Source organism: Aminobacterium mobile DSM 12262 (assembly GCF_000526395.1).
GTDB lineage: Bacteria > Synergistota > Synergistia > Synergistales > Aminobacteriaceae > Aminobacterium > Aminobacterium mobile.
Genome location: NZ_JAFZ01000001.1, coordinates 482,955 through 509,027, shown reverse-complemented (window position 1 = coordinate 509,027; position 26,073 = coordinate 482,955). Strand labels below are relative to the sequence as shown.

General features: G+C 44.3%; 22 protein-coding genes. 12 read left to right on the top strand and 10 right to left on the bottom strand.

Annotated elements, in window-relative coordinates; translation table 11 throughout:
- The first annotated feature begins 271 nt into the window (after positions 1-271).
- Positions 272-2,137 carry a translational GTPase TypA gene (gene typA, locus K360_RS0102370; RefSeq protein WP_024821586.1) on the top strand — a complete coding sequence of 622 codons (1,866 nt, stop codon included), beginning with the start codon at positions 272-274 and terminating at the stop codon, positions 2,135-2,137.
- Between the two features lie 47 nt (positions 2,138-2,184).
- On the opposite strand, the gene K360_RS0102365 is transcribed toward typA, so the two are convergent.
- The gene (locus K360_RS0102365; RefSeq protein WP_024821585.1) at positions 2,185-3,330 is read right to left on the bottom strand and encodes a sensor histidine kinase; all 1,146 of its coding nucleotides are present in this window, start codon (positions 3,328-3,330) and stop codon (positions 2,185-2,187) included.
- 32 nt (positions 3,331-3,362) lie between these two features.
- The gene (locus tag K360_RS0102360; protein ID WP_024821584.1) at positions 3,363-5,732 is read right to left on the bottom strand and encodes a diguanylate cyclase; all 2,370 of its coding nucleotides are present in this window, start codon (positions 5,730-5,732) and stop codon (positions 3,363-3,365) included.
- 111 nt (positions 5,733-5,843) lie between these two features.
- Between K360_RS0102360 and K360_RS0102355 the strand changes: the two genes are divergently transcribed.
- The 3 genes from K360_RS0102355 (at position 5,844) to K360_RS10935 (ending at position 9,008) form a co-directional block, all read left to right on the top strand.
- Positions 5,844-6,854 (top strand): NAD(P)H-dependent glycerol-3-phosphate dehydrogenase, encoded by a 1,011-nt coding sequence (locus tag K360_RS0102355; RefSeq protein WP_024821583.1) that lies wholly within the window; start codon positions 5,844-5,846, stop codon positions 6,852-6,854.
- An 83-nt stretch (positions 6,855-6,937) separates the two neighbouring features.
- Positions 6,938-7,111 carry a DUF362 domain-containing protein gene (locus K360_RS0102350; RefSeq protein WP_024821582.1) on the top strand — a complete coding sequence of 58 codons (174 nt, stop codon included), beginning with the start codon at positions 6,938-6,940 and terminating at the stop codon, positions 7,109-7,111.
- A gap of 133 nt (positions 7,112-7,244) precedes the next feature.
- Positions 7,245-9,008 (top strand): methyl-accepting chemotaxis protein, encoded by a 1,764-nt coding sequence (locus K360_RS10935; RefSeq protein ID WP_024821581.1) that lies wholly within the window; start codon positions 7,245-7,247, stop codon positions 9,006-9,008.
- Positions 9,009-9,082: 74 nt separating this feature from the next.
- On the opposite strand, the gene K360_RS0102340 is transcribed toward K360_RS10935, so the two are convergent.
- The 3 genes from K360_RS0102340 to rpoD form a co-directional block, all read right to left on the bottom strand.
- Entirely contained in the window at positions 9,083-11,263 is a 2,181-nt protein-coding gene (locus tag K360_RS0102340; protein WP_024821580.1) for a PAS domain S-box protein, read from the bottom strand.
- Between the two features lie 27 nt (positions 11,264-11,290).
- Positions 11,291-11,569, bottom strand: a complete 279-nt coding sequence (locus K360_RS0102335; RefSeq protein ID WP_024821579.1) for a PQ-loop domain-containing transporter — start codon at positions 11,567-11,569, stop codon at positions 11,291-11,293.
- Between the two features lie 110 nt (positions 11,570-11,679).
- The gene (rpoD, locus tag K360_RS0102330; protein ID WP_024821578.1) at positions 11,680-12,813 is read right to left on the bottom strand and encodes an RNA polymerase sigma factor RpoD; all 1,134 of its coding nucleotides are present in this window, start codon (positions 12,811-12,813) and stop codon (positions 11,680-11,682) included.
- Positions 12,814-13,180: 367 nt separating this feature from the next.
- Between rpoD and K360_RS0102325 the strand changes: the two genes are divergently transcribed.
- The 6 genes from K360_RS0102325 (at position 13,181) to K360_RS0102300 (ending at position 20,091) form a co-directional block, all read left to right on the top strand.
- Entirely contained in the window at positions 13,181-14,797 is a 1,617-nt protein-coding gene (locus K360_RS0102325) for a dipeptidase (RefSeq protein WP_024821577.1), read from the top strand.
- A 203-nt stretch (positions 14,798-15,000) separates the two neighbouring features.
- Entirely contained in the window at positions 15,001-15,582 is a 582-nt protein-coding gene (locus tag K360_RS0102320) for a DUF6305 family protein (protein WP_024821576.1), read from the top strand.
- Between the two features lie 71 nt (positions 15,583-15,653).
- Positions 15,654-16,985, top strand: a complete 1,332-nt coding sequence (locus K360_RS0102315; protein WP_024821575.1) for a hypothetical protein — start codon at positions 15,654-15,656, stop codon at positions 16,983-16,985.
- A 6-nt stretch (positions 16,986-16,991) separates the two neighbouring features.
- The gene (locus K360_RS11400; RefSeq protein WP_024821574.1) at positions 16,992-17,156 is read left to right on the top strand and encodes a hypothetical protein; all 165 of its coding nucleotides are present in this window, start codon (positions 16,992-16,994) and stop codon (positions 17,154-17,156) included.
- A gap of 15 nt (positions 17,157-17,171) precedes the next feature.
- Positions 17,172-18,341: a succinylglutamate desuccinylase gene (locus K360_RS0102305; protein WP_024821573.1), complete on the top strand. Its 1,170-nt coding sequence runs from the start codon at positions 17,172-17,174 to the stop codon at positions 18,339-18,341.
- Between the two features lie 106 nt (positions 18,342-18,447).
- On the top strand, positions 18,448-20,091 hold the full coding sequence (locus tag K360_RS0102300; RefSeq protein WP_024821572.1) for a dipeptidase: 1,644 nt from the start codon (positions 18,448-18,450) through the stop codon (positions 20,089-20,091).
- Between the two features lie 41 nt (positions 20,092-20,132).
- Here the strand turns inward: K360_RS0102300 and K360_RS0102295 are convergent, their stop codons facing one another.
- Positions 20,133-20,813, bottom strand: a complete 681-nt coding sequence (locus K360_RS0102295; protein WP_024821571.1) for a hypothetical protein — start codon at positions 20,811-20,813, stop codon at positions 20,133-20,135.
- A 113-nt stretch (positions 20,814-20,926) separates the two neighbouring features.
- Here K360_RS0102295 and K360_RS0102290 point away from each other — a divergent pair, with 113 nt between their 5' ends.
- Positions 20,927-22,306 carry an MATE family efflux transporter gene (locus K360_RS0102290; RefSeq protein WP_024821570.1) on the top strand — a complete coding sequence of 460 codons (1,380 nt, stop codon included), beginning with the start codon at positions 20,927-20,929 and terminating at the stop codon, positions 22,304-22,306.
- Between the two features lies 1 nt (position 22,307).
- Positions 22,308-22,916 carry a DedA family protein gene (locus tag K360_RS0102285; protein WP_024821569.1) on the top strand — a complete coding sequence of 203 codons (609 nt, stop codon included), beginning with the start codon at positions 22,308-22,310 and terminating at the stop codon, positions 22,914-22,916.
- An 87-nt stretch (positions 22,917-23,003) separates the two neighbouring features.
- On the opposite strand, the gene K360_RS0102280 is transcribed toward K360_RS0102285, so the two are convergent.
- The 4 genes from K360_RS0102280 to K360_RS0102260 form a co-directional block, all read right to left on the bottom strand.
- Positions 23,004-24,821 (bottom strand): thioredoxin domain-containing protein, encoded by a 1,818-nt coding sequence (locus K360_RS0102280; protein WP_024821568.1) that lies wholly within the window; start codon positions 24,819-24,821, stop codon positions 23,004-23,006.
- A 62-nt stretch (positions 24,822-24,883) separates the two neighbouring features.
- Complete coding sequence (locus tag K360_RS0102275) at positions 24,884-25,513, bottom strand: HAD family hydrolase (RefSeq protein WP_051461088.1); 630 nt, start codon at positions 25,511-25,513, stop codon at positions 24,884-24,886.
- A 159-nt stretch (positions 25,514-25,672) separates the two neighbouring features.
- Positions 25,673-25,837: a hypothetical protein gene (locus K360_RS11290; protein WP_156923319.1), complete on the bottom strand. Its 165-nt coding sequence runs from the start codon at positions 25,835-25,837 to the stop codon at positions 25,673-25,675.
- A gap of 21 nt (positions 25,838-25,858) precedes the next feature.
- Positions 25,859-26,044: a hypothetical protein gene (locus K360_RS0102260; protein ID WP_024821566.1), complete on the bottom strand. Its 186-nt coding sequence runs from the start codon at positions 26,042-26,044 to the stop codon at positions 25,859-25,861.
- Positions 26,045-26,073 lie beyond the last annotated feature (29 nt).

Sequence of the window (26,073 nt, the reverse complement as noted above, 5' to 3'; positions counted from 1 at the left end):
AAACTTAGAATAATTTTAACAAAAACATTCGAGGCCTTCTGCGAAAAGAAAACGAAGCGATGAAGTACTTCCCTATCCTTGTTTTTATCTCGCTATCTTTTAATGAGACATAATGTATTACTGTCTATAAGCAACGCGTTGTTGTTATTGTCGTTTAATGGCAACTTTTCAGTAATGCCCTTGCTACTTTTTTGAATTTGGCATATTATATTCGTTTGTTTCGTTGTCATATAGGGTTTGGTATTTTGCATCTATTAGGGAGTTGTTATGAATGGTGTCAGCAGATAAAATTCGAAATATTGCAATTATAGCCCATATCGATCATGGGAAAACGACTCTGATCGATTCTATTTTTAGGGCTGCCCAGGTCTTCCGAAAGGGAGCAAAGGTAGAAGATCGTGTTATGGACAATAATGAAATAGAACGTGAGCGGGGTATCACAATACGAGCCAAACATTGCACAGTAGAATGGCAAGGTTATCTGATCAACATTATAGATACTCCCGGGCACGCTGACTTTTCTGGTGAAGTGGAGCGTATTCTTTCTACTGTAGACTCAGTTTTGTTGCTTGTAGATGCCAACGAAGGTCCTATGCCCCAAACCCGATACGTTTTGATGCGCGCTCTTGCTATGGGACTTCGTCCCATAGTCTTCATCAATAAAGTAGATCGTCCCAACGCAAATCCAGCAGAAGCACTGGATCAAACTTTTGATCTTTTTATTGAGCTTGGTGCAACAGAAGAACAGGCTGATTTTCCTGTCCTTTACGGCTCTGGCTTAGACGGATGGGCCGTAAAAGATTTGGAAAAGGATCCCCACGAAGGGATGGACGCTCTCTTTCAAACCATAGTTGCATATGTACCTGCTCCAGTTGTAAATCGAGAAGCTCCGTTTCTTATGCAGGTCTCTACATTAGCGTGGAACGAATACACCGGAAGAATTGGATGCGGAAGGGTCCTTCAGGGGAGTCTTCACAAGGGGGAAGATTTTTTACGATACTCCACTCGCTGGAAGAATAACAGACAGAAAAAAGATGGTTGGGAAGTCTATTCTGAAGAAAAAACTCGTTCAGTTCAAATGTGGGTTACCCATGGCCTCGATCGCCGAGAAGTAGAAGAGGTGGCGGCTGGGGACATTGTGTGGATTTCAGGACCAGAAGAAATAAATATAGGAGATACATTCTGTTCTCCCGAGATAGAGGGAAAAACTCTTTCTCCTCTTTCTATTGAGGAACCTACAGTATCTATGTTTTTCCTTGTCAACACAGGTCCTTTTTCTGGGAAGGAAGGACAGCCTATCACCTTACGGCAGTTAAAGGCTCGGCTGGAGCGAGAGATGCATGTGAATGTATCCCTCCGCATGGAAGATTTAGGTCGGCCAGATGGGGTAAAAGTCTCTGGAAGGGGAGAACTTCAGCTTTCTATTTTGATTGAGGAAATGCGCCGAGAGGGAATGGAATTCTGTGTCTCCAAACCAGAAGTCATTACTAAAGAAGAGGAAGGACAGCTCCTTGAGCCCATGGAGGAACTTACTATTGACGTTCCCGAAGAATACCAGGGTGTCATATTTGAGAAACTTTCTCGAAGAAAGGCAAAGCTTCTTTCCATGGAGAACACAAAAAGTGGATTAATTCGTCTCATATTCGAAATCCCTACTCGAGGGCTTATAGGCTATCGAGGCGAGTTCTTGACAGATACTCGCGGATTGGGAATTATGAACGCATCAATTTCAGGGTATGGCCCATGGGTTGGGGAAATTTCCCCTCGAAACCGTGGGAGCATGGTGAGCTTAGATACTGGAGAAGCTACAAGTTATCAGCTCGAAAATCTCCAGGAACGAGGGACATTATTTATCGATCCAGGCGATTCTGTTTATGACGGGATGATTGTGGGAGAGAATTCCCGCCCTGGTGATCTTCCATGCAACCCAACGAAGCGGAAACAAGCCACCAACCATCGTTCTGCAACAAAGGATATGACCATAAAGCTAGATGTTCCAAGAAAGATGACTTTGGAAAAAGCTATGGAGTGGATTGCTGACGATGAACTGGTAGAAGTTACTCCTAAATCTATTAGGATGAGAAAAGCTCTTCTCGATCAGCAGGAGAGGAAAAAAGCTGCTAAAAAAGCAAGTTAATAAAAATAAAAGAGGCCGATTTTTACTTCAAATCGGCCTCTTTTATTTTATTCTTCCCCATGGCCAACAAGAGGAATGCTGAGATAAATGTTAGTCCCCTTGCCAGGTTCACTTTCAATGCGAAGATTTCCGCCAATCATCATTGCTCGTTCTTCCATACTGATAAGGCCATATGAACCTCTCTCTTGAGCGCGTACTCGCTCTTTTCGCACATCAAAGCCAACTCCATCATCGGAAACTCGGGCTCTCATTACATCTTTTAATATATCAAGCCGCACAGAAACTTCTCTGGCTTTACCATGAAGAAATGCGTTTGCCACAGCTTGATGAATAATCTTAAAGAGAGGCCGACGGAAAGAAAGAGGGATATTCTGCTGATCGCCCTCGATTCGGATTCGAACTTCTGGCCCCCCAGCTTTCCACACATCTTTAGAAAGGCGATCCAAAGCCTTATTTAGACCTTCCACCAAACCAGAAGGATTAATCTGGAAGAGAAGAGATCGCACATCTCCTAAAGCCTTTTGGATCTGCTCTCGCGTCTTTAGAAGTTCGTTTACGGCACGAGGAGCATCCCCCCCATTCAAATATTCCTGTGCTGCTTCCAGCTGTAATACCGCACTTGAGAATAATTGGATTGGACCATCATGAAGATCTCGAGCCAAAGCTCGACTCTCTCTCTCTGCTAGCTGGCAGGCAAGTTTCATACCTTTAATATCAAAAACCTCTCCGGCACCTATCGCTTCATCTATATTCGAAGAAATAAATTCCAATGCCATTCTAAACCGCCCTGACATTTGTTCGCTGCGCTTCAGAAAACGCTCTGCCCGTCGTTCCGCTCTGTCAAGATCGTCCCGAAGGCGACATAAAAACTTTTCTCTTTCTTCAAAAGCTCCTCGTATTTTCATAAGATGGGCTGCTCGATCGTAGGCTATTTGCTCTCTCTGTTGATCTCCTGACCTAGATGCCTCCATTAACTCTAATCTCGATCGTCTATACTCTTCTTCTGCCTTTTGAGAAGCAACAATTACATCTTCAATATCTCGCTGTACTTGTGCTCGTCTTTCTCGAGTATCATGGAGATGTTCCAGCTCCTCTTCTCGTAATGTAGCAATATAATCTAAACTCTCAATAAGAGTTTCACTCACTTTTTCTTGAATACTCTTAAGCGCTGTTGATAGATGGCCAGTAGTCATAATCTCTCATATCTTCCTTTCGAAAAAACATTTCAATCTATGTCTTTTCGCCTTATTTTCTCTTCATACATTCTCTGGTCAGCAATTCTCAAGGCTTCGTGAAAAGACAAGGTATCCTCCGGCACTGACGCGACGCCAAAATCAGCCCAAATAGGACATTCTATACCTGGCACGCTAAAAGATACCGTTTCCTGCTTGAGTCGTTTTATAAGAAGAAGGGCCTGATTTTTAGTTGTTCCCGGTAAAACTATCAAGAACTCATCTCCACCTAAACGACCGACAATGTCTTCAGCTCTCACTGCATGAGATATGAAAGCAGAAAAAGCCTTCAAAACTCGATCTCCTACAAAATGGCCGTACCTATCATTCACTTGTTTAAAATCTCTCATATCGATCATTACAACGCAAGCAGGCTCTCCATTCCTATCATAACGAGACTGTTCCTCAGCCAAACGAATTGTCAGGTACCGTCGATTCCAGAGCTCTGTTAAATCATCCACAAGAGCTTTCCTCTTCGTTTCTTCTATTATAGACTGCAAGGCTAGAAGAGCTCCTAAATGTTTGGAGAGGATCAGGAAGAAATCTTCATCACTTCTATCGAAAGGAATATTGCTCTCCATAGAAATAACCGCATAGACCTTACCTGCAAAAGAGATAGGTATATCAAGCTGAGATGTAGTAATACGCGTAGAAAGGTTGACATAAAAAGGTGACTGTTTAAGGTTCGGAGTATTAATAATCCGTTGACTTTCTACAGCCTTGGAAACCTGTCCACCTCCACTTTCATAAAGTTTTTGAGAAAAAGACGATAGCGCTTCAGTTTCCACAAAATTAGACGCCAAAGCCTTGAGAAAGAATGGCTTGCCTTCGTCCCCTTCCTCCACCAAAAAAAACGTTATTTTTTCATAACAAAAAACTGAAGAAAACATTTTTACAACCTGATTAGCCACTCGAGTTACATCAAATTTTTCTCCAGATACAAATTGCACTATATCCAAAAGAGCTCTCAACCTGTTCAGTTCTCTGCTAAGCCTGGCAAAAGATTCCTTATTTTCAAGCTCCAGCGCTAAATGCGACGTCACGACCCCAAGCAACTCTTCATCTTGTCGAGTTATGCCCCCAATATGATCGTCATCTACAGCAATAGCACCCCATAAACCATTATTCGACATCACAGGAACAATCAATTCGGAACGCACTTCATTGTCGAGATTCAAGTAGTTGGGATCTTTTAAAACGTCAGTCATAAGGTACGATTCCCCAGTTTCCAAAACTTTTCGAAGAACCCCTCTCCCCAGGCTTTTAAGATCTTTAAGCTCCTCAGGTAAACTACCTACTGACGACTGAAGAGTGATCTCACCGCCAAAAGAGCGTCGAGAAAAAACATAAACATTCTTATACCCTAACCTTTGAGAAAGAAGTTGGGCGATTAGAGGGAAAAGAGAATCCAAAGAAGGGCAAAGAGACATGGCTTTTACTATATCGAAGAGATCGCGAAGCCTTTTAAGAAGGGCTTCTAAATTTTCTTTTTGTTCTCTGGTAACTTCTAAAGCACAAGACAGGGCTTTTTTAGTGGAAGAAAAAGCCGTATTCGCTCTTTCTAATTCACAAATATTTCTTTCAAGCTTACTCTCTACTTTTAAATGAGAAAAAACTTCTCCTAAAATAGCCGCAAAAAAGCGGAGGCTTCGAAGATCCGCATTAGAAAAACACCCCGGTTTTTTCGACTCTACATTAATAACTCCATATTTTTGTCCTCGCCATATAATAGGAACAACCAGCTCCGACCGAGCGCCAGGCACTCCTTCCACATAAAGGGGGTGACGTTTCACGTCATCTATTACTATAGGATCCCCTGTCTCATACACTTTTGAGCACACATTATCGCCTAAAGGGAGCGTTCCATCCGGATCTACCCCCTCTCCACAATACTCCTCCTCTTTACAATACAATTGAAAAACACATTTTTCCTCGTCAAAAAGAGCAATAGAAGGGCTACTATCAGACAGAAGGCGATGTATAAGATCCAAGGCGGGCAGACAGGCTTCTTCTATACCAGAAGCTGCGCCAACTTGATGTATACATTCAAGAAAAACTGTCATCTCTCGAGAAGTACGTCGCCATAGAAATTTAGAAATTCCGTACATTGCCCCGATCATGACATATAATGGAATGGCTGTTGCTATAGGAAGTCCAGATAGATATACATACGCAGGAAGGAAGAGCGAAGCTAGAAGCAAAAGAATCGCTCCGGCACGTCTTGATGCTAATATAGAGACCGTTGGGAAGAGGATAATGAGGGTTATAGGGAACATACTCGCTCCGTAGATAGTCCCCTTCCCTAAAAGGAGTCCGGCCGTCGAAAAGACAAGAAGCAGCACGCCACCCCACCAATCCTGCAACCAAGCACCTCCAAGGTGATATATTCTTTTTGTATTGTAACATTAATATGAAAAAAGTTTGTGAGTAGATATAAAGTTTTGTTTTATAAATTACAGAAGGAGGAATGGTACGTGGCAACGCTTACCCTTTTTGGTGCTGGTAGCTGGGGAACTGCTCTAGCTAATGTGTTGGCAAAAAACGGGCACCACGTTTGCCTTTGGTGTCGTAGGCAGGCTCAGGCCCAAGCTATTAACATAAATGGGCGCAACCCTGATTATCTGAAAGACGCGCCTCTTTCCCATAATATCCATGCCACATGGAATCTTCGGGAAGCGGCAGAATTTTCTCAAGACTGGATTCTCGCCGTCCCAACTCAAACGATACGAGGCCTTTTGAAGGATCTTCATATTTTCGATTCGCCTCTTTCGCTTTGCAATGCAGCAAAAGGACTTGAAATCGAAACGCTTATGCGTATTAGCCAAATTTCATCAGAAATAATGCCAAATGCTCAGTATGCCGTTATTTCTGGCCCGAGCCACGCAGAGGAAGTAATAAAAAACCTTCCCACCGCTACGATAGTAGCATCCTCTCTCCCGGACACAGCTGAAAAATGGCAGTCTTTTTTTAATGGGAATAGATTTCGCGTCTATACTGGCAATGATGTGGCAGGAGTAGAGATAGGTGGAGCAGTAAAAAATGTTATTGCAATTGCATCTGGAATTGCGAAGGCAATGGAACTTGGAGATAACGCTACAGCAGCACTGGTCAGTCGAGGTTTGGCGGAAATAATGAGGCTGGGAGCAAAAATGGGAGCCCACCCATTAACTTTGGCCGGGCTTGCAGGCGTTGGAGATTTAGTCGTAACATGCTACAGTTTCCATTCGAGAAACTTCAGACTTGGAAAACTTTTAGGCGAAGGGAAAAATCTCGACGAAGCAAAAGCCATTTTAGGTCAGGTGGCGGAAGGAGCCTTTACTGTCCAAGCAGTTGTACGTCTAGCTCAAAAATATTGTGTTGAGCTACCGATAGCTGAATCTGTTTATCGACTACTCTATCAAGGAACTTCTCCTCGAGAAGAACTTGAAAACCTTTTAACTCGAGACCCCAAGCCAGAGTATCCGCCTGCCATTTTCTGGTCTTAGAGGGCTTTAAGTTGCCTCTGGTACTAAAGTATTATATAATCCGCTAAGTGAAGCTTATATCTTGACGGAGGGGGTAATACATAATGGCAAAAGCAGTTGTAGATAAAGACGCATGTGTCGGATGTGAAACATGTGTAGGGACATGCCCTGTAGAAGCTATCTCCATGAACGACGGCAAAGCTGAAGTTGATCCCGATACCTGCATTGAGTGTGGAAGCTGCGTTTCCGTCTGCCCAGTAAACGCTATTTCCCAGTAAAGTAAAGCAACGGTATCAACGCAACAAAAATATATGTGGGAATTATTAAGGAGGATCCTCAAGGGTTCTCCTTTTTTAATGTTAAATATGATATAATTTTTGTGTATTCAATTTTAACATGGGGGGAACAAGTATGACCACTCGTTTCCATCTATTATTCTCACGAGTATTGGGGGCACAAAACACCAACGAAAAACTACCCGCCCTTCGCTCTTCCTCTCAATCCGCTCTAAATCCTCAAAAAAATTTAAAAGATTTTCTCGTCAGAGCTAGGGATGAAATATCTAGCCTCGATGTAGTCACAGAAGATATGAAAATACTTATGGCTGATAATGTTTCGTCCATGAACGCCATCTCTGAAAATGTCAATGCTGTAGCTCAAAGTGCACAAAATCTTGGGAACTTGGCAAAAGAATCAGATCAACAGCTCAAGGAAATGGCCGATTCTGCAAAAGAAACAGCTACTCTTATCAGCGATATGGCGAATCAAGGAGAAATGATTCGTCACCAGGCCCATGAAAATCGAACTTTAACTGCCGACTCAGAGAAGGCAATTGGAGCAGTGGTAGAATCCACAGCCTCTGTAGCAGAAGCTATTAAACAGATGCTTTCTGTAAGCCAAAATATAGGACAAATCGTAAAAGCTATTTCTGGAGTAGCTGACCAGACGAATCTGCTCTCCCTTAATGCCGCTATAGAAGCAGCCCGAGCTGGAGAAGCAGGGCGAGGATTCGCCGTAGTAGCAGAAGAAGTTCGCAAACTCGCAGTGCAGTCAGCCCAGGCAGCGTCGCAAATAGGCTCCCTTGCACAGGCCATCCAGAACACAGCAGAAAAGGGCTATACAAGAATCAACATGGCAGAACAGGCCGTAACTCAGGCTCAAGACCAATCCCTTCGAAGCAGAGAGGGGTTGGATACGATGCTAAACGCTGTCACTGGAGTTCTAGAAAAACTTTCAGAAACCAGCAGTATCGTACTGGAACAAGCCACAGTTATAGAAAAAGTATCAAAAGCTACTGGCGAAATTACAGACCTTGTTCTTAGCCAATCTAATAAGCTTTCCAATATTAATGCCTCTATTCAAGAACAAACCAATACTGTAGCCGCAAGTACCGATCGAGTAACAAATCTGGAATCTATGGCAACGACGCTTCAGAAAAAAGCTCTTTCAGCTCTTGAAAGCTCTTCAAGCCTTCATATCCGCACAGTCAAAGAGAAGGGATACATATCAATAGGCATCGACCATTCTGATTGGGGACTTTTTCACTTTTGGAAGGGAACCCGCGTGGAAGGACTTGACGTAGATTTAGCTCAGGCTGTTGCCTCGGCTCTTGGTGTTAGCCTTCAAGTTGTTCCCCTGGAATGGGGAAAAGGCGAAGAAGGAACAATGACAGGAATATGGGAAGGAAAAGGTTGGCCTTCATGTGACATTATTATTTCCCCTATTACGAAACTGCCAGAAAGAGCACATCACGTAACCTTCTCAACATGGTATGTCGCTAGCGGTCAGGTAGCAGCAAGTCTCGCAGAAAAAAAATATACAGCCCATTCTCACTTGAGGGGATGTTCTCTTGGCGTTCTAAAAGGGAAAACTGGTGAGATAGTGGGGAAGAAAGAATTTCCACAAAATAAAATTTTTCCCTTAGAAACATGGGGAGAAATCATTAACAAGCTCAAAAAAGGAGCTATTGATGCCTGTATTTTGGAAACTCCCGTCTTTTTACAATATTCTGCAGAAATGCCAACTTTAACACAGGTAGGGGGATTACTTGCTAGAGAACATTTTGGCGTTATGATGCCCAAAGACATCGCTCCCCAAATGAAAGCTTTTCTTGACGAAATAATAATAAAGAAACGTGACTTATTGTTCAAAAAATGGTTTAAAAAAGCTGAATAAGCAGCAAGGGGATTCCCCCTGCTGCTTATTTCACTATAATCGCAAGAAAAATCAGAGGGTCCGTTCCTCTATTTTTAATCCCGTGTTTCTCTTTTCTCTATTTTATGGTCATAAATAAAAAGAAGAGCAAGGCGTCCTCTTTGAGGCACAAAGCAGCTCACCGTCAGAGGAACGGCAAAAACATGGCTATAAAAAACAAAAGTCCGTGGTTCCCCACTTGTCACAACATATCTTGCTATCTCCTCAAAAGAGCTGTCTATTTTAGGAAAAAGCTCTTTCACCGTCCGCCCAATAACATCACCATAACCATACTTCTCAAGAAATATATATGCCTGTTCATTATGTTCTATAAAACGCAGATCATGTAGCTTGCCATTAGAGTCGAGAAGAACATCAAATAGAGAAAAAGGTTCCTGTATCTGCATAAATAGTCTTCTATATTTCTCCCTATCCTCTCGAAGAAGTTCATAGGCCGCATCTCTAGATTTTAAACTGGAAAGCATCTCTGAAAATAAATCAAATAGGGCAAGTTCACTTTTAGTCCAAGAAAAGTTGGAATTAAGGCGCTCAAAACTGATACTACCTACAATTTCTCCGCGAAATCGATATGGAATCGTTACTAGAGAACAAATCTCATACTCTTCAAGAATCCGCTTTGTCTTTTCTGCTTCCACGGGAAGATGTTCTCTATCTTTAATATAAACTACATCTCTTTTTTCTATTTGACCTCTAAACCAGGGATCTACATCCATCAAAGAAAAACTCTCTTCCCTTTCAAGTCTGGGGCGAAGAGAAGGGACGGAACGAGCACACCACTCTGCTAAATATTCCATTTGGCCATCTTTTTTCAATAAATAGGTTATACGATCGACCTCCATATAAGAGGCCATTTTATGAAGAGAGTTCGCTAGTGCTTTTTCTAAAGAGGGATAATTTAAAATATCTGCAGAAACTTCTGAGATCATTTGTTCCACTTTGAGCTTCCTCCGAAGAAGTTTCTCTTCTCGCTTCTTTTCAGAAATATCTGTATAAAGATAACAGATCGCCGCAACCCCACCTGGCATCGTGAGAGGAGAGCAGTTTAAAAAGACATCTATTGTCTCCCCATTTCTCTTACATCGTTGGGTCTCAAGAAAAACCTTCTTCCCTTCTAAGACCATGCGACCGATAGAAACTGCTTGGGCATGGAAACGAGGCGGCACGATGCTTTCTCTCATAGGATAAGATAAGGCTTCTTCCCGGGATTCAAAACCAAACATATGCAAAAATGCATCATTTACTTCCAAGGTCCGGAAAAAGGGATCTGCTATAACAATCCCTGCAGGAGAATCTTGAAAAATTTTTTCAAATTTTTTCTTCTCTAGCTCCAATTGGAAAAAACTTCGACGAATAGAAGAAATGTCTAAAGCCACCACATGAACAGCAGAGTAATCGGAAGATCCACAAGGGAGAGACCATTTTATTAAAAAAGAATTTGAAGGGGATCCGTCTGAGGACGTTAAAACAAGATCTCTTTCAAAATATCTTTTCCCTTTCAATAACGCTTCATATTGGTCCGCAAGGAAGAGTTCCTCTTCATACGAGAAGGGGGATTGAAAAAGACCTTGCAGCTCCTTTAAAGAAGAGACTCCAAAAAAATCAAGGGTGTGACGATCAGCATCAATAATTTTCCCCAGAGCCACACAAGAACGAAGCACGTGTGGATTTTTTAAAAGAAAAGACTGTATATCTTCTTGAACTTGAGAGGAGAATATTTCTTGTAAAAATTTTCTTTGATCAGAAAAATCTTGAGTCCAAACGGCTATAGGAACTACTTTAGGAGACGTGTCGAACTCATGCCTGCAACATCCATCAGAAAACCTGTTCATAGAAGAAATAAGTCCATTTACAAGTATACGTCCTTTATCTTCGTCGCTTGGGGGGAAAAGAAAAGATGCGCTTTGTACTTCCCGCGCAAAATTGTAAGACCTCTCTTCAAAAACATCGACTAAAAAAGCTACCCCAGCCACAGAAAACTCCTCCAAACGTCGAACAAGCATTACACTCTCAGCATCGGTAACAAGAGAAAGATTTACGATCGATAAAAAAGGATGAACGTCCCGTGCCGTCTGGAGAGCAACATGAAGTCCTGTTACTGCTAAAAACGGGCAGGCATTTTTTTTAAAAACGAGCTCTATCTCTTGGCTTGTACCGTCGTCTTTTCCTACTAGAAGTATTACACCTTTTTGAGGTTGGCTCTCCGCTCTGGCTTTCATTAAACACCTCGCAAAAAACTATTCTATCTACTTAAGTTTTCGCTCAATCCGCCTGTTTCTAAAATAAAGACACGTATCGATAGACACCATAAGAGTATTTAAAATGTACAAAACCAGAATCCAGCTAAAACCTTCGCTATCTAAAATAACATGTAATATTCCTGCAACGTACCCGATCAAAATGATGCATAAAAAAGAGAGACTCTTACCTCCCGTACTTCGTGACGCCCAAGACTTATAAATAGCAGCTGGCCACGCCATACCAAAACAAATAATCATAATAGCTTCAAAGATTTTTCCCGCCAATTTTATGCACTCCTCCTTCAGATTTTTATATTAAAAAAACTATCTCGACGTCTTAAATATTATAAAAAAAGCGCGCCCTTAAAGCGCGCCTCAGCAACTGAAATTCTCAATTAGTCGAGAAAGTCCCTGAGCTTTTTGCTACGGCTAGGATGGCGTAGTTTTCTCAAGGCCTTTGCCTCAATTTGACGGATCCGCTCTCGGGTTACTCCAAACCGCTTGCCAACCTCTTCTAACGTATAGGAACGGCCATCTTCTAAACCGAAACGATATTGAAGCACTTCTCTTTCACGGTCAGAAAGAGCTTCTAACATCTCATCAATTTGTTCATGAAGCAAATGGCTCGCCGCCGCTTCTTCTGGACTAGGCAAGTCTCTATCTTCAATAAAATCTCCTAACTGGCTATCCTCTTCTTCTCCTATTGGAGTTTCAAGAGAGACTGGGAGTTGAGCAATTCTTCTAATCTCTTCGACCTTTGTTGGTTCTATCTCCATCTCTGCTGCAATTTCCTCGTCTGTCGGTTCCCGCCCTAATTTCTGCACAAGCTGTCGAGACACTCGCACCATCTTATTGATAGTCTCTACCATATGGACAGGAACCCTAATAGTTCTTGCCTGATCAGCTATAGCTCGAGTAATAGCCTGGCGAATCCACCATGTAGCGTAGGTACTAAATTTAAAACCTTTTCGATAATCAAACTTCTCTACGGCACGAATAAGCCCCAAATTGCCTTCTTGAATAAGATCAAGAAAAAGCATCCCGCGCCCAATATATTTTTTAGCGATGCTCACGACAAGACGAAGGTTCGCATCTATAATCTGCCTTTTTGCATCTTCCTCCCCAGCCTCTACTCTCTTCGCCAAATCCACCTCTTCTTCTGGTTCTAGGAGAGGGACCTTTCCTATCTCTCGCAAATACATGCGAACAGGATCAGTGAGAGGAATATCGTCAAGTTTGCCGATCTCAGCTTCAGCAGGCTGAAGAGCCTCTTCCTCCGCTTCTGCTCTACCTCGCTCTTTCCCTTCCTCATCAATGACCTCTATCCCCAACTCCATAAGATTAGACACTACATTCTCCAATACCTCTGCATTCCAGAAGTCGATGGGGATATATTTCTCTATGTCTTTTTGTGTCACAAAACCTTTGTTTTGGCCTTCTTGAATAAGCTCTCGAACCTTACACATATAGTTCGAAAGTTCTTCTCTTGTTACTTCTCTTTGAGCTCGTTTCCCTTTATTATTCTCCATTAAGAGCGTAATCCTCCTCTGGGCATCATGACATAAAAATATTATACCTGTTCTTCTCGCTCCTAGAAAGGGAGTAAACAAAAACAGGCATCCATCATAAGAAGTCACCGAACATATTCATAAATGATCATAATATTAAAAAACACAAAACATTATATCATAGAAAAATTATCTTTTCGACATTCCTAGAATAGGTGTATAATACAGTAAATTATGTTTTGTTTTTAACAAGATTCTCTGCCCCGGAAATGCCGCTTTTTGGCCCCTCTCCTCCGCAGTACAGACTCAATAAAATTGTAGCTAAAATGGACAGTCGGCGTTATGAACATCTCTATAAAGACCTAAAAGAGAAGAGGAGATGATTGAGATGAAGAAGTTGCGCCGTGGAATACTGGTATTCCTTCCCATCACCCTCACAATACTCATGGCCTTATCTTCGTGGAGCTGTACTAACATTGTTGTGGGAAAAGATGCCTCAGCGGATGGCTCTGTCATTACATCTCACACAGCAGATGGAGCTTTTTACGATGCAAGAGTCCGGACAATCCCTGGGAAAACCTTCCCCGCAGGAAGCAAGGCTGATGTCTTTTGGAATATTGTTATGGAAGAGGACTACGAACCCAAAAAAATTGGAGAAATTCCTCAGGTAGAAAAAACGTATACTTATTTTCACGTAGGCTATCCCTTTATGAACGAACATGGTGTCGCTATTGGAGAAACCACTATTGGGCAAAAAGAAGAGCTCAAAACATTCCATCCTGACGCTCGGGCCATAATGACCATCGAACAGCTTGAAGTTTTTGCCCTTCAAAGAGCAAAAACAGCTCGAGAGGCCATTACCGTTGTTGGAGAGCTGGCCGAGAAATACGGATTTCTTCCCTCATGTGGAAGTGAAGGCGAATGCATTACTATTACCGACTCAACGGAAGCCTGGATTTTCGAAATACGTAGCGCTGGTCTTATGTGGACCCCTGATAGTGGCAAGCCTGGCGCTGTATGGGTCGCCCAAAGGGTACCCGATGATTGCGTAGTAATCGTCCCTAATATGAGCCGTATTCGGGAAATTGATGTGAATGATAAAAACAATTTCATGGCTTCAAAGGATTATATGCAACCCGCCATTGATAACGGTTGGTATGATCCCAATAGTGGGAAACCCTTTATTTGGCAGGAAGCCTACTCTCCACTTACGGGAAATGACGACTGGTCTCTTTCCTCCATGTGGATCCGTAACCGACTTTACACCCTTTACAGCCAGCTCGACCCAACTCGTGAATGGGATCCTTACGCTGAAACCATGAGCTATCCCTTTGCTATCAAACCCCAGAAAAAGCTTTCTGTACAGGATGTGATGACTATGCTTCGAAGCCATATGGAAGGGACCCCCTTCGATATGGCAGCAGAGAGTGCATGGGACATCAGAGAAGGAGACAAGATAGCAAAGAGCCCCCTTACTACTCCTTTTGTAACGAAGGACCTCCGAAATCTTTTAAAGATTCCCTACAATAGACCTGTCGCAAAATGGGATTGCGCCTACAGCTTCGTTTCTCAGGCCCGTTCTGGCTATCCTGCTCCTGTCAGAACGGTACTCTGGTTCGGGTATGACAATCCCCATACTACATGTTACGTCCCCATCTATTCGGGCGTTCTTGAGACAAGAAAAAACTGGAGGACGTTCGATCGTAACACTTTCAGCCTCGACTCCACTCAATGGGCATTTATCCTAGCTGACGATCTCGTAAATCACCGTTACCAGGAAGCTATAGCAGATTTAAAAGCTGTGCGAGAACCTTTAGAGCAGGGGTTTGCCAAACAGGTTTTGGAAATAGATAAAAAAGCATTGGAACTCGCGCAAAAAGATCCTGCTCAAGCTCAAGAATATATAACGAAATTTACGAACGAGTGTATGGAAAAAACAGAAAAAGCCTGGTGGCAGCTGAATTGGGATCTTATTAGTAAGTACAACAACAACAAAAAGAAATAACATTTTGTTCTTTTTGTTCAAAAAAGAAAGCTCTGTTAAAGCGACGATAAGGATCATTATGCTATTCGTTTTTTTGAACAAAAAGATACACTTGCGAACGAAAAATTCAAAACCTTGTCGTTTTTTTACCTTCAAGCTAACATGACAGGCGAAAAAGCGATTCTTGTGAAAGAAGTCGTTTACTGATTAAGGAGGGGAAACTCATGACAAAGAACCGAAAAGGTTCCCTACTTTTTGGAGCGGTATTTTTTGCTGCCGTTCTTCTCTTTGCAGGCGTAGCAAGTGCTGCCGAAATGCCCACTGTCGAAACGCCTGTCATTGTTACTACGTGTGGACAGAGTCCAGGAGCCGTGATGGTAAAGATGTCTCTCATGCAGTCTCAGATTACACCAGTAGAGAACAACAATACCATTATTGCTAGCGATCTGAAAGGGAAAGGATATAAAACCCTGATCGTCACCACTGGAACAAGTGGAAAAGGAATGGGAGCAGCAGGAACTGATGTCAACAAAGAAATCGCCCGCTGCAAGGAAGTTATTGAGGCAGCTAAAGCCGAGGGTATGACCGTTATTACGGCTCATGTGGAAGGTATGGCTCGCCGTACTGATAGCGCAGACCAAGCTTCTATCGACTCTATTATGCCATTAGGCGATGCCATGCTTGTTGTTATCGGCAGTAACGAGGACGGCTATTTTACAAAACTTGCGGAAGAAAACAAAAAACCTCTCATTGAAGCAAAAGACGCTCTCGCTATTGGCGTCAGCCTCAAAGAGTTAACGAAATAAAAAGGAACAAGCCTCCAGTCTGACTGGAGGCTTGTTTTCTCTTTATCGTTAAGAGAAAGGATCTTTTTATTATGTTTACACACTCAGTGTTAATTCTTATTGTGATAGCGTTAGCTTTCGCCATCCCGAAGTTTCTGAAGCTGAGCACCGAGCTCTCCATGTTCGTTGCGGCGTTGGCAGGGGCTGCGGCTCACGCCATCCTCCTCAAGGTGACGGGGAGTCCTCACAACCCTGTTTCCATCCTTCCCATCCGTCACATAGTGGAAGGAGCCTTTACCTATTTCGATGTATGTCTTATTTTCCTTACCGCCACCTTCTTCATGGCTCTCCTTCGCGAGAGCGGAGGGGTCGCCTTCATCGTTCGCAAGATCGTAGCCACCTTCCACGCCAGACGCACCGTCTGCCTCCTTCTCCTCACCCTGGTGCTTCTTCTTCCCGGCGCCCTCACCGGCTCGGGAGCCACTACGGTCCTCACAGTGGGAGCGCTGGTGGGATCCGTTCTGGCAGCTATGGGAGTGGATGAGACGAAACGAGCGGCCATTATCTTTCTCTGCTCAGCCATGAGCGCCGCCGCCCCTCCCATCAACCTGTGGGCTATGATGGCGGCAGCAGGAGCCAATATGCCATACGTGGGATTTGGGAAGCCTCTCTTTGTTCTCTCTGTAGCAGGAGCCCTCTTCTCCATGTTCTGGTTGGCCGGCCGAGGTGGGCGGGAACCTATTGATGTGGACGAGGTTTTGGCAACGCTGCCTCAGGCACCGGAAGGACAGAACTGGGTTAGGGTTCTCTCTCCCTTCCTGCTCCTGCTTGCGTTGGTTCTGGCCGGGCGAATCTGGTTCTTCTCCATGCCCGTTATCGGGTTGCCTCTGCTCTTTGTCCTTGCTTCATTGGCAGTTGTAGTTTTGAGTCCCCGTCCGCTGCCTGTCTGGAAGATAGCCAGCCAGACGGTAGAGGCGTTGCTGCCTCTGGTGGGGATTATGGTTGTGGTTGGCGTACTCATCCAGGTCATGGCTCTGAGTGGTGCCCGCGGGCTCATCTCACTGGCGGTGGTTACGCTGCCCCTGGGAGTGCTCTACGCTACGCTGTTCATCATCCTGCCTCTGTCGGAAGGGCTGGTGCAGTATGCGGTCGCTCCGTTGCTGGGCGTTCCCCTCATCATGCTTTTCAACATGCGGGGGATGGATCCCATCATCGCCTTGGCAGCCATGTCGGTTATATGGCCGCTGGGAGACTGTCTGCCGCCAACGGCAGTGGTGGGACGGGCCACAGTCATGGAGCTGGGATATAAGGGCCGGTACTTCGGAGATTTTGTGAAGAGCTGTATCGTTCCCATTCTCTTCATCTCTCTTTTAGGAACGCTCTTCCTCATCTTCAGTACACGGCTGTCATTTCTTGGAGGCTAGGTAACCATGATTCTCGCAAACACAATCATCATGTATCTCTATTACGCCATCACCCTCTTCTTCGGAGCGGTGATCGTGCGGAACTTCGTGAAGACAAAGAATGTGCAGGATGCCGTGCTTTACGGCATTATCCTCATGCCCTTCGTGCTGAGGGTCCTGCATTTGAAGTAGGAGGGAGGAACAGCTATGAACGGAAAACTGAAAAACGCAAAGATCCTGACCCTCCTCGTAGCGGCCTTCTTCGCCATAGTGGCAGGGAAGGAGTTTTACGGGCACAGGAATTACAAGGAGGCGGTGGTGCCTTCATCGTCTCTCGCCGAGGTGAAGAAACTGTCGGATTATGAGCCAAGCCTGAAGGGGACCGTGAACGATAGCAACGTATATATTTTCGACAGCGGCGTCCCTGGCGGTACGGCATTTTTAATCGGCGGGACCCACCCGGAGGAGCCGGCAGCGAACCTGACAGCCACACTCATCGCTGAGAACGCGAAGGTTGAGCAGGGACGGCTTATTATCGTCATACGGGCGAGCCGGAGCGCCTCTACATGCACTCGCATGGGTGAGGCCTATCCCACATACTACTACGTGAAGACGCCGTGGGGAGAGAAACAGTTCCGCATGGGAGACCGATGCACCAACCCGCTGGACTCCTGGCCGGACCCCGAGGTGTATATCCACTACCCCAGCCGTCAGATGCTGGCCTATATGGATATCCGGAACCTGAACCGCACATGGCCGGGACGTCCCAACGGAGCTCTTACTGAGCGGACTACCTATGCCATGACCCAGCTGATCCGTCAGGAGAAGGTGGATATTGCGGTGGATCTTCATGAGGCGGAACTGGAGTACCCTGTGGAGAACACCATTGTGACCCACGAGAAGGGGGAATCTGTGGCGGCCATGACCTCCATGACCCTGACGTCCTCTCTTTTCAAAGTGCCGCTGAGCATGGAGTTCTCGCCCAAGGCCCTTCATGGCCTGTCTCACAGAGAGATTGGCGACCATACTGACGCCATGTCTCTGTTGGTGGAAGTGGCAGAGCCTATGTTGGACCGGATCCGAGGCATTACAGACGAGTATCTGCTCATGACCGGACGGGATGAGTTCGTGATGAAGGCTGGAGAGCATAAGCTCCTCTACGCGCCTATCGACGAGAAGGGCTGGCCTATTGACGTGAGGGTGGGACGGCATGCGTCTACATTCCTGAAGATGCTTGAATTCTACTCCATGACGGCGCCAGATCGGTCGGTTGTGATTACAGGCGTGCCTGGCTATACGGAAGTTATAGAAAATTCGCTGGGGACATACTTCCATAACCCTGAAGAAGCCCCCAAGGATTTGGTGTTTTACGATTAACAGGAGGGGGTGACACTAAGAGCTGAGGAATAGAATTTTAGGGATGTAGGTCAGGAAATGAGCTGGTTTTGACTGCAAGGTGTACTAAAAAGGAGGGAATTTGTAAATGAATTCTAAGATGCTCAAGGCACTAACTCTCGCTTCTCTCGTTGTTTTCCTCGCTGGGACAATGGCTTCTGCCTGTACAACCATTCTGGTGGGGAAAAAAGCTTCTACTGACGGTTCCGTTATGGTCACCCATACGTGTGATGGCTGGTACGATAACCGGGTTCAGATTATTCCTGGTGGTACCCATAAAGAAGGGGAAATGACCCCTGTCTATAAAGAAATTTGTCACGGGACTCGCCCCGATAAGCCTCTTGTAAAGGTTGGGGAAATTCCTCAGGCTAAAGAGACGTATACCTATTTCCATGTAGGGTATCCTTTTATGAACGAACATTCTCTCATTATAGGCGAGGATACATGGAGTGGCCGAGACGAAAACTATTGTGATAAAGGCTGGTTCATGATTGAACAGCTAGAAGTTTTCGCTCTTCAGAGAGCTAAAACCGCCCGTGAAGCCATCCAGGTTATGGGCGAGCTCGCAGAGAAATACGGATATGGTGATGGTGGTGAAACGCTGACCATTGCAGATAAAGACGAAGCTTGGATGTTCGATATTTGTGGCCCTGGTCCTCTCTGGACTCCTGAAAGTGGCAAACCTGGCGCCGTATGGGTCGCTCAGCGTGTTCCAGATGACTGCTTCGCCATGGCAGCGAACCGCTCTCGCATCGGAGAAATCAAATGGGACGACAAAGATAACTTTATGTACTCCAAGAACATTAAAGACTTTGCCAAAGAGATGGGCTGGTGGAAAGAGGGAGAAAAATTCGTCTTCCATAAGATATATAATCCTGAACCCTACGGGACCCCTTATTATCAGCAGCGCCGCGAATGGGGCGTTATGAGACTCCTTGCTCCATCCCTCAAACTGGCAGAAAATGCAGCTGAGATGTATCCTCTTATGGTTAAACCCGACAAAAAGCTCTCTCCGAGAGACCTCATGGCCGTGAACCGAGACCATTATGAAGGCACTCGCTTTGATCTCACGAAGGGGATGGCTGCAGGGCCCTTTGGGAATCCCAATCGTTATCCTACGCCCAAATCAGTTCGTCCTGAAAACATGAAGAACGTAGACTGGACTCGGGCTATCTCCATTTTCCGCTGCTCCTATAGCTTTGTAGCACAGGCACGAGACTGGATGCCAGAAGCCGTTGGCGGCGTACTCTGGTTTGGTGAAGATGCACCTCACTCCACAGTCTATATGCCTATTTATGCCGGCGTGACAAGTCTGCCCAAGAGCGTTTCCGAGGGCAAACGAGCCGAATTTGATCCTGATTCTGCCTACTGGGCCTTCAACTTTGTTTCTAACTGGGCCGACTTGAGATATGATCGTATGATAGAAGATATTAAAGCTGCGCAGAAATCCTATGAAGACGAGTTCTTTATGATGCAGCCTCAGATCGAGGAAAAAGCGCTGGCGCTCTATAAGGAGAATCCAGCGAAAGCCAAAGAATATCTCACCAAGTATACTAACGAAACTATAAACAACGTTGTGGACGGCTGGTGGAAGCTCGGCTGGACACTGGTAGGGAAATATTCTGACGGCTATGTCACAACCCCTGACGGGAAACAGGAAGCTCCTGGATACCCAACAGAGTGGCTTGAAACAGTTGGATTCAGCAAGGATGAAGCTGAGCCTAAGAAATAAGAACTTTAGAAATGATAAGAGGCTGCCGTAACGGCAGCCTCTTATTTTCCTTGGGCTAAACGAACTATGTAATTCAATGGCAAAGGGAAAGCAACTTCAGGAGAAGGTCCCACAGCCTCTCTCGTTTCATCAAACTCCATTTCATAGAGTAAACGGCTGATCTCTAATTTTAGAGGATCATCTGTCTCATAAGGGATAGAAAAACGACGATACCCAAACTGTTCGGCAAAAAAACCCAAATTAGGGTCCCCTTTTACTTCCATCATCGCCTTCATAAAATGAGACAAAAAATCTTCATCATCAAAGAAAGGAGTTACACTGGTCAGTACAATAGATTTAAAACTCCCTAAAAGCATGGCGCGGTTCCAAAAATTACAGAGAGACATACCGGCCCTTATACCGCGACTTTTTTCTGTTTCACGAGCTACTAAATCTTCCATAAGCTCGGAGTATCCAAACACTGCAGTAAACCCAAAAGATAACCCTTTCCCCCGTCCAGGAATAATCATCCGATCTCGCAGAAAAGGCCCCGCAAAACCGAGACGTGGGCTCGATACATAAAACAACTCACTTTGTAGAGCCAAAGAAAGGTTCGCCAAAGTTACAAGTTCGCCACTGTACATATAGTTCACTGATATGGGACGATAGTCTATGCCTAAAGGCAACCAAGAGACCACATCCATATCGAGATTCACATTCCAATATGGAAGAGATTTCAACATTATCATCCCTCCTCCTACAAGAAAATCCGAACAACGATATCTCAATCACTCCACTCTCTCAACCGCTTTCTTACGAGTTTGATATACTTAAAAAAAATGAACGAGGAACCATTATGCCGCATAAATCATCTTTTCTGGAAAAAGAACCTGTTCTCCAATTAATTTCAAGACTTTCCCTACCCGCCATAGTAGGCATGATAGCTCAAGCACTTTACAATGTGGTAGATGCTATTTTCCTGGGGCAGGGAGTAGGGATGCTGGCCATTGCCGGAGTTTCTGTAGCCTTTCCAATACAAATGATTATTATAGCCACAGCTCAAATTATTGGAGTGGGAGGCGCCTCTATTATCTCACGAAGTCTCGGAGAGAGGAACAGAGAAAAAGCAGAAAGAACTCTTGGAAATCTTATAGGAGCCTCTATAATTTCCAGTTCTTTGCTTGCAATCCTTGGGAACACTTATTTAATCCCCATTCTTCGTCTTTTTGGCGCTACTGACGCAATACTACCTTTTGCTTCGACATATATGAGAATATTGTTTTTAGGATCTATCTTCTTTGCCTTTTCCATCGCTTGCAATAATACTGTAAGAGCGGAAGGCAACGCCCGTTTTGCCATGGGGACCATGCTTATATCTGCTGGTATTAACATTGTACTTGACCCTATTTTTATATTTACTTTAAAAATGGGAGTCAAAGGTGCGGCTATAGCGACAATTATAGCTCAAGCTTCCTCGGCCTTATGGTTGGCATGGTATTATTTTTTTAGAAAAAGTGAAGTCCGCTTTAATCTTATCCACCTCAGACCCTATCCGTCAATTCTTCATGAAATGGTTCTAATAGGTTTTGCTGCCTTTGTTCGCCAAGGAGCAGCCAGCCTTTCTCTTATCGTCATTAATCGCCAGTTAGCTCTATGGGGGAACGATGCGGCTATTGCCGCTGCCGGCATTCTTTCCCGTATAACCCAATTTGCCCTTATGCCTATTTTCGGCCTTGTTCAAGGACTTCTTCCCATTGTTGGATATAATTACGGAGCTCGTCTTTTTTATCGCGTGACAGCCACAATGAAGTTGACAATTCTAATCTCCACTATAATTTGCTCCATCGCAGCAACCTTTATGTTTTGGGCCCCCGGAATGCTTCTTTCGCCTTTTACATCCCATACAGACGTTCTCCGCATTGGCATTAAAGCTTCTCGTTTTATGTCTTTAGGCTTTCCTTTAATAGGTTTTCAAGTCATGGCGTCCGGTCTTTTTCAGGCTATAGGCAAAGCCCGCCCTTCTCTTCTGTTATCCATGCTTAGACAAGTACTGCTCCTCGTTCCGCTTGTCCTCATCCTTCCCTTGTTAAGAGGCCTTCAAGGAATATGGATTGCTTTTCCCCTCTCCGACATTTTTGCCGCTATAATAACGCTGTTTCTCTACATAAAAGAAGTAAAACAGCTTGAATATTGCTATACCAACCATAATAAGACATCGTGTCATAAAGGAGAATAAGATCGTGGATTTCATAGTAACGTGGCTTGTACAAACTATTGGACGTCTCGGCTATACAGGTATTATTTGCCTCATGTTTTTGGAATCTTCTTTTTTCCCTTTTCCTAGCGAAGTCGTGGTCCCTCCTGCTGGATACCTCGCTTCGATTGGAGAAATGAACCTATGGCTTGTTGTTCTTTCTGGCATTATAGGAAGTATTTTAGGCGCTCTTTTCAACTACTGGATTTCTCTCCGTTTCGGCCGGCCTTTTTTTGAAAAATACGGACGATACTTTTTTATCAGCAAAGATACACTTGATAAAGCTGATCAATTTTTTGCTCATCACGGACATATCAGCACATTAATAGGAAGACTTCTTCCAGGAATACGCCAATATATATCTCTCCCCGCAGGACTTTCTCGAATGCCCCTCCTCCCCTTCTGCTTCTTTACAGCATTAGGTTCTGGGCTGTGGGTTACTATTCTAGCTTTAGTAGGATACTGGGTTGGAAATAACAAAGAGTTAGTAGGACAATATCTTCACTCTGTTACTATAGGGGCCACTATTTTTTGCACTGTTCTCGCTGTAATCTACGTACTTTACATGCGGAAAAAAGGGAAGACAAAATAAGGAACAGCCCCCAATCGTGCCTCCAAATGTTGGACCTTCTGTTCAACTTTTTGGGGCTACTCTAATAGGAGGCTATTCTTTCGCACCTTAAAGGAACATCGCTGCAGTAAGGAAGTGTGTAAACATAGCTGGATTCTGTTCTATCTGACTTCCACAAAAATCCCCAGTCCGCCGTGCACGTTTAAGGAAATCCTTATTACCTTCACGACGGTGGAAACGGAGAAGATTCATCACTGCCACGGAGTTCCCCGAAATTGTAGCGCCATCTTCTATATCTTTAGGATTGAAAAAAAGCAGGCTTTCTTTACGCTGAGACATGAAATAGCCACCATGCTCCTCATCAAAAAAACGTCGATTCGTCTCATCTAGAAGCCAGCGAGCCTTCTTCCCATACGTTGTATTCCCAGTAGCCTCCTCTAGCTCTAACAACCCCCAGATCAAGAAAGAATAATCTGAAAGGAATCCTTCTACTCCTCCCTCTCCCTGAACGATGCGATGAACCACACAGCCATCAGAAGAGACAGCTTTCGCTAAAAGGAAATCCGCCGCCCTCTTGGCTTCCTCAACATATCGAGGCTCCTCAAAAACCCGACCAGCATAGGCTAACGCGGCGATCATCAATCCATTCCAGTCTGTAAGAATTTTTTCATCCCTATGAGGGCGAACCCGTTCATTCCTCATATCAAAAAGTTTCGCACGAGCTATCGCCAACTGTTTCTCTATCTCTTCCAAATCCATATCCACGTCTTCTGCAAGCTCAGGGAAAGAGAGGGGCATATAAAGAACATTTTGTCCTAGACGACTCCCTGTCATTTGCTGGTATATATTCCCCTTACGCTGTATGCCATATGCCCGAATAAAAAGATTCGCTTCAGATGCCGGCATGACCTGTCGAATTTCATCTTCTGTCCAAAGGTAGAAACGACCCTCCAGCCCTTCGCTATCTGCGTCCTCTCCCGTATAAAAAGCACCACCTGAATCTCTCATATCGCGCAAAACATAAGTAGCAATGTCCTGCACTACTTTCGTGTAAGAATCTTGTCCCATTAATTCCCATGCTGACGTATAGGCAACCATAAGCAAAGCTTGGTCATAAAGCATCTTCTCAAAATGAGGGACTCTCCATTCCCGATCAGTAGCATATCGGGAAAAGCCACCCCCAATATGATCATGAATCCCTCCCATAGCCATGCGGTCCAGGGTTTTCTGAACCATCTCAAAAACTTCCTTCTCCCCAAAAATCTTGCTGTACTCAAGCAAAAACAAAATAATGTGAGGAGAGGGAAACTTGGGGGCATCAAAAAAACCGCCCCCTAGGGGGTCAAAACGCTGCCGAAGCTCTTTATAGGCTTCCATAACAGTTTTCTGCCCTGGGCATGCTCCTCTGCTCTCCACATGGCTTTTTTCCAACGCCTCAATAATACTATCGGCTGAACGAAGGACTTCTTGCTGTTTCATAAGCCATAACCACTTAACACGGGGAACCATCTCTACAAGTCCCGGAATATTTTTTATCGTCCTTTTAGGAACATATGAAGTGGCAAAGAAAGGTTTTCCTTCTGGCGTGAGGAAAAGATTGAGAGGCCAGCCGCCACTACCGTTCATAATAAGGCTCACAGCCATACACGCATAGTCAATATCGGGACGTTCCTCCCTATCTACTTTTATACAGACACATGCATCATTAAGAAGAAGAGCGACTTCGTCGTCATTGAAACTTTCCCGCTCCATTACATGGCACCAATGGCAGGTAGAGTATCCAATACTTAAAAAAATAGGTTTATTTTCCGCCTTTGCTTTTTCAAAGGCTTCTTTCCCCCAAGGATACCAATCTACAGGATTGTAGGCATGCTGAAGTAAATAAGGACTCTTCTCTTTTATGAGTCTATTTGCTTTTCTACACATATAATCACCTCAGATAAAACTACTGCCGCAAATGGAAAGATTAGGGCGTCAAGGGCAACGCCTTAAAACAAGGTAAGGATATCTTCTATTTTTTCAAAAGTCTTCCAAGCTCCGGAAGCTTGCAATTCTTCTCTAGAAAAATTCCCCGTCGAAAGCCCTAAACCTCGAACCCCTGCAGCTACAGAAGTCATCATATCCAAATCTGTATCTCCTACATAAAAAATCTCTTCTGGATCAGTTTTGAGAAGCTCCATGCTCTTATATAGGATATCGGGAGCTGGCTTGGGGTTCTCAACATCCTGAATACCGATAATATACTCAAAAAAACCTTCAAGTCTCTGCGATTCCACTACAGGTCGAGCATTCTGACGATTCGAGGCTACAGCAAGTTTTATCCCTTTTTTCTGGAGAGATTTTAAAAGAGGAACAGTACCTGGGAAAACTCGAATTCCTGCGTACTCCTGCTCTACAAAAAATCCTCGATATCGAACAAGCCAATCTTCTTCGAAACGTCCCCAAAGAAAAAGCCATCCATCCCGAATAGGCATCCCTATAGTTTTAAGTACCTCTTCCCTCGTAACAGGTCTCAACCCTTGCTCTTCTGCTAAACGATTCGTGCATTCTGTAATCGCATAGCTACTATCAGCCAATGTCATATCAAAATCGAAAACAACCGCTTTCACCACGTTCATACCACCTCAATGAAACTACCTTTATACATATAGTTTATAGTTTAAAGAATCGTACCCCAAGTAAATAAAAAAAGCAAAGAAAGCCATAGTGCCTGTAGCTTCCCCTGCTTTTATCAACACATTCTTCTACTTCTACTTCTTCTACATCATTCGATGTGCTTAGAAAACGGAACGGCAAATCAACACTTTTTTCCCTATATACTCAAAATACTCTATAGAAACTACATCGTTTTGAAATTTCATATTTTTTCTGACAAACAAGCTCATCTGATCGTTGGAAATTTCTATAAAAGATTCAGGATCCCTGGGTTCTCGACTCTTCACGAGAGCCGATTCCTCCTCCCCTCAAGCTCCCCTGTAATATCCCCAATCTAAATAGAGGGGTGCTGGAAGAGTTTTCATATATTCGAGAGCCGGCGCCGAAATGACCAACGTGAGCCTCTTCTCCTTCTCTGTTTCCGCCCAGGCCCCGGTAAATGCTCCGAGAAAAAGGCTTCCCAAAATAATCATAGAAAAAATAATTCTTTTCATTTTATCCCTCCCTCTCTTACACTTTATGT

Coding starts and splice junctions, on each gene's coding strand:
- K360_RS0102325 (WP_024821577.1), top strand. CDS start 13,181: ATGAAGAAGTTGCGCCGTGGAATACTGGTATTCCTTCCCATCACCCTC.
- K360_RS0102305 (WP_024821573.1), top strand. CDS start 17,172: ATGAACGGAAAACTGAAAAACGCAAAGATCCTGACCCTCCTCGTAGCG.
- K360_RS0102280 (WP_024821568.1), bottom strand. CDS start 24,821: ATGTGTAGAAAAGCAAATAGACTCATAAAAGAGAAGAGTCCTTATTTA.
- K360_RS0102340 (WP_024821580.1), bottom strand. CDS start 11,263: ATGAAAGCCAGAGCGGAGAGCCAACCTCAAAAAGGTGTAATACTTCTA.
- K360_RS0102365 (WP_024821585.1), bottom strand. CDS start 3,330: ATGACTACTGGCCATCTATCAACAGCGCTTAAGAGTATTCAAGAAAAA.
- K360_RS0102320 (WP_024821576.1), top strand. CDS start 15,001: ATGACAAAGAACCGAAAAGGTTCCCTACTTTTTGGAGCGGTATTTTTT.
- K360_RS0102275 (WP_051461088.1), bottom strand. CDS start 25,513: ATGAACGTGGTGAAAGCGGTTGTTTTCGATTTTGATATGACATTGGCT.
- K360_RS0102260 (WP_024821566.1), bottom strand. CDS start 26,044: ATGAAAAGAATTATTTTTTCTATGATTATTTTGGGAAGCCTTTTTCTC.
- rpoD (WP_024821578.1), bottom strand. CDS start 12,813: ATGGAGAATAATAAAGGGAAACGAGCTCAAAGAGAAGTAACAAGAGAA.
- K360_RS0102300 (WP_024821572.1), top strand. CDS start 18,448: ATGAATTCTAAGATGCTCAAGGCACTAACTCTCGCTTCTCTCGTTGTT.
- typA (WP_024821586.1), top strand. CDS start 272: ATGGTGTCAGCAGATAAAATTCGAAATATTGCAATTATAGCCCATATC.
- K360_RS0102290 (WP_024821570.1), top strand. CDS start 20,927: ATGCCGCATAAATCATCTTTTCTGGAAAAAGAACCTGTTCTCCAATTA.
- K360_RS10935 (WP_024821581.1), top strand. CDS start 7,245: ATGACCACTCGTTTCCATCTATTATTCTCACGAGTATTGGGGGCACAA.
- K360_RS0102295 (WP_024821571.1), bottom strand. CDS start 20,813: ATGTTGAAATCTCTTCCATATTGGAATGTGAATCTCGATATGGATGTG.
- K360_RS0102315 (WP_024821575.1), top strand. CDS start 15,654: ATGTTTACACACTCAGTGTTAATTCTTATTGTGATAGCGTTAGCTTTC.
- K360_RS0102350 (WP_024821582.1), top strand. CDS start 6,938: ATGGCAAAAGCAGTTGTAGATAAAGACGCATGTGTCGGATGTGAAACA.
- K360_RS11400 (WP_024821574.1), top strand. CDS start 16,992: ATGATTCTCGCAAACACAATCATCATGTATCTCTATTACGCCATCACC.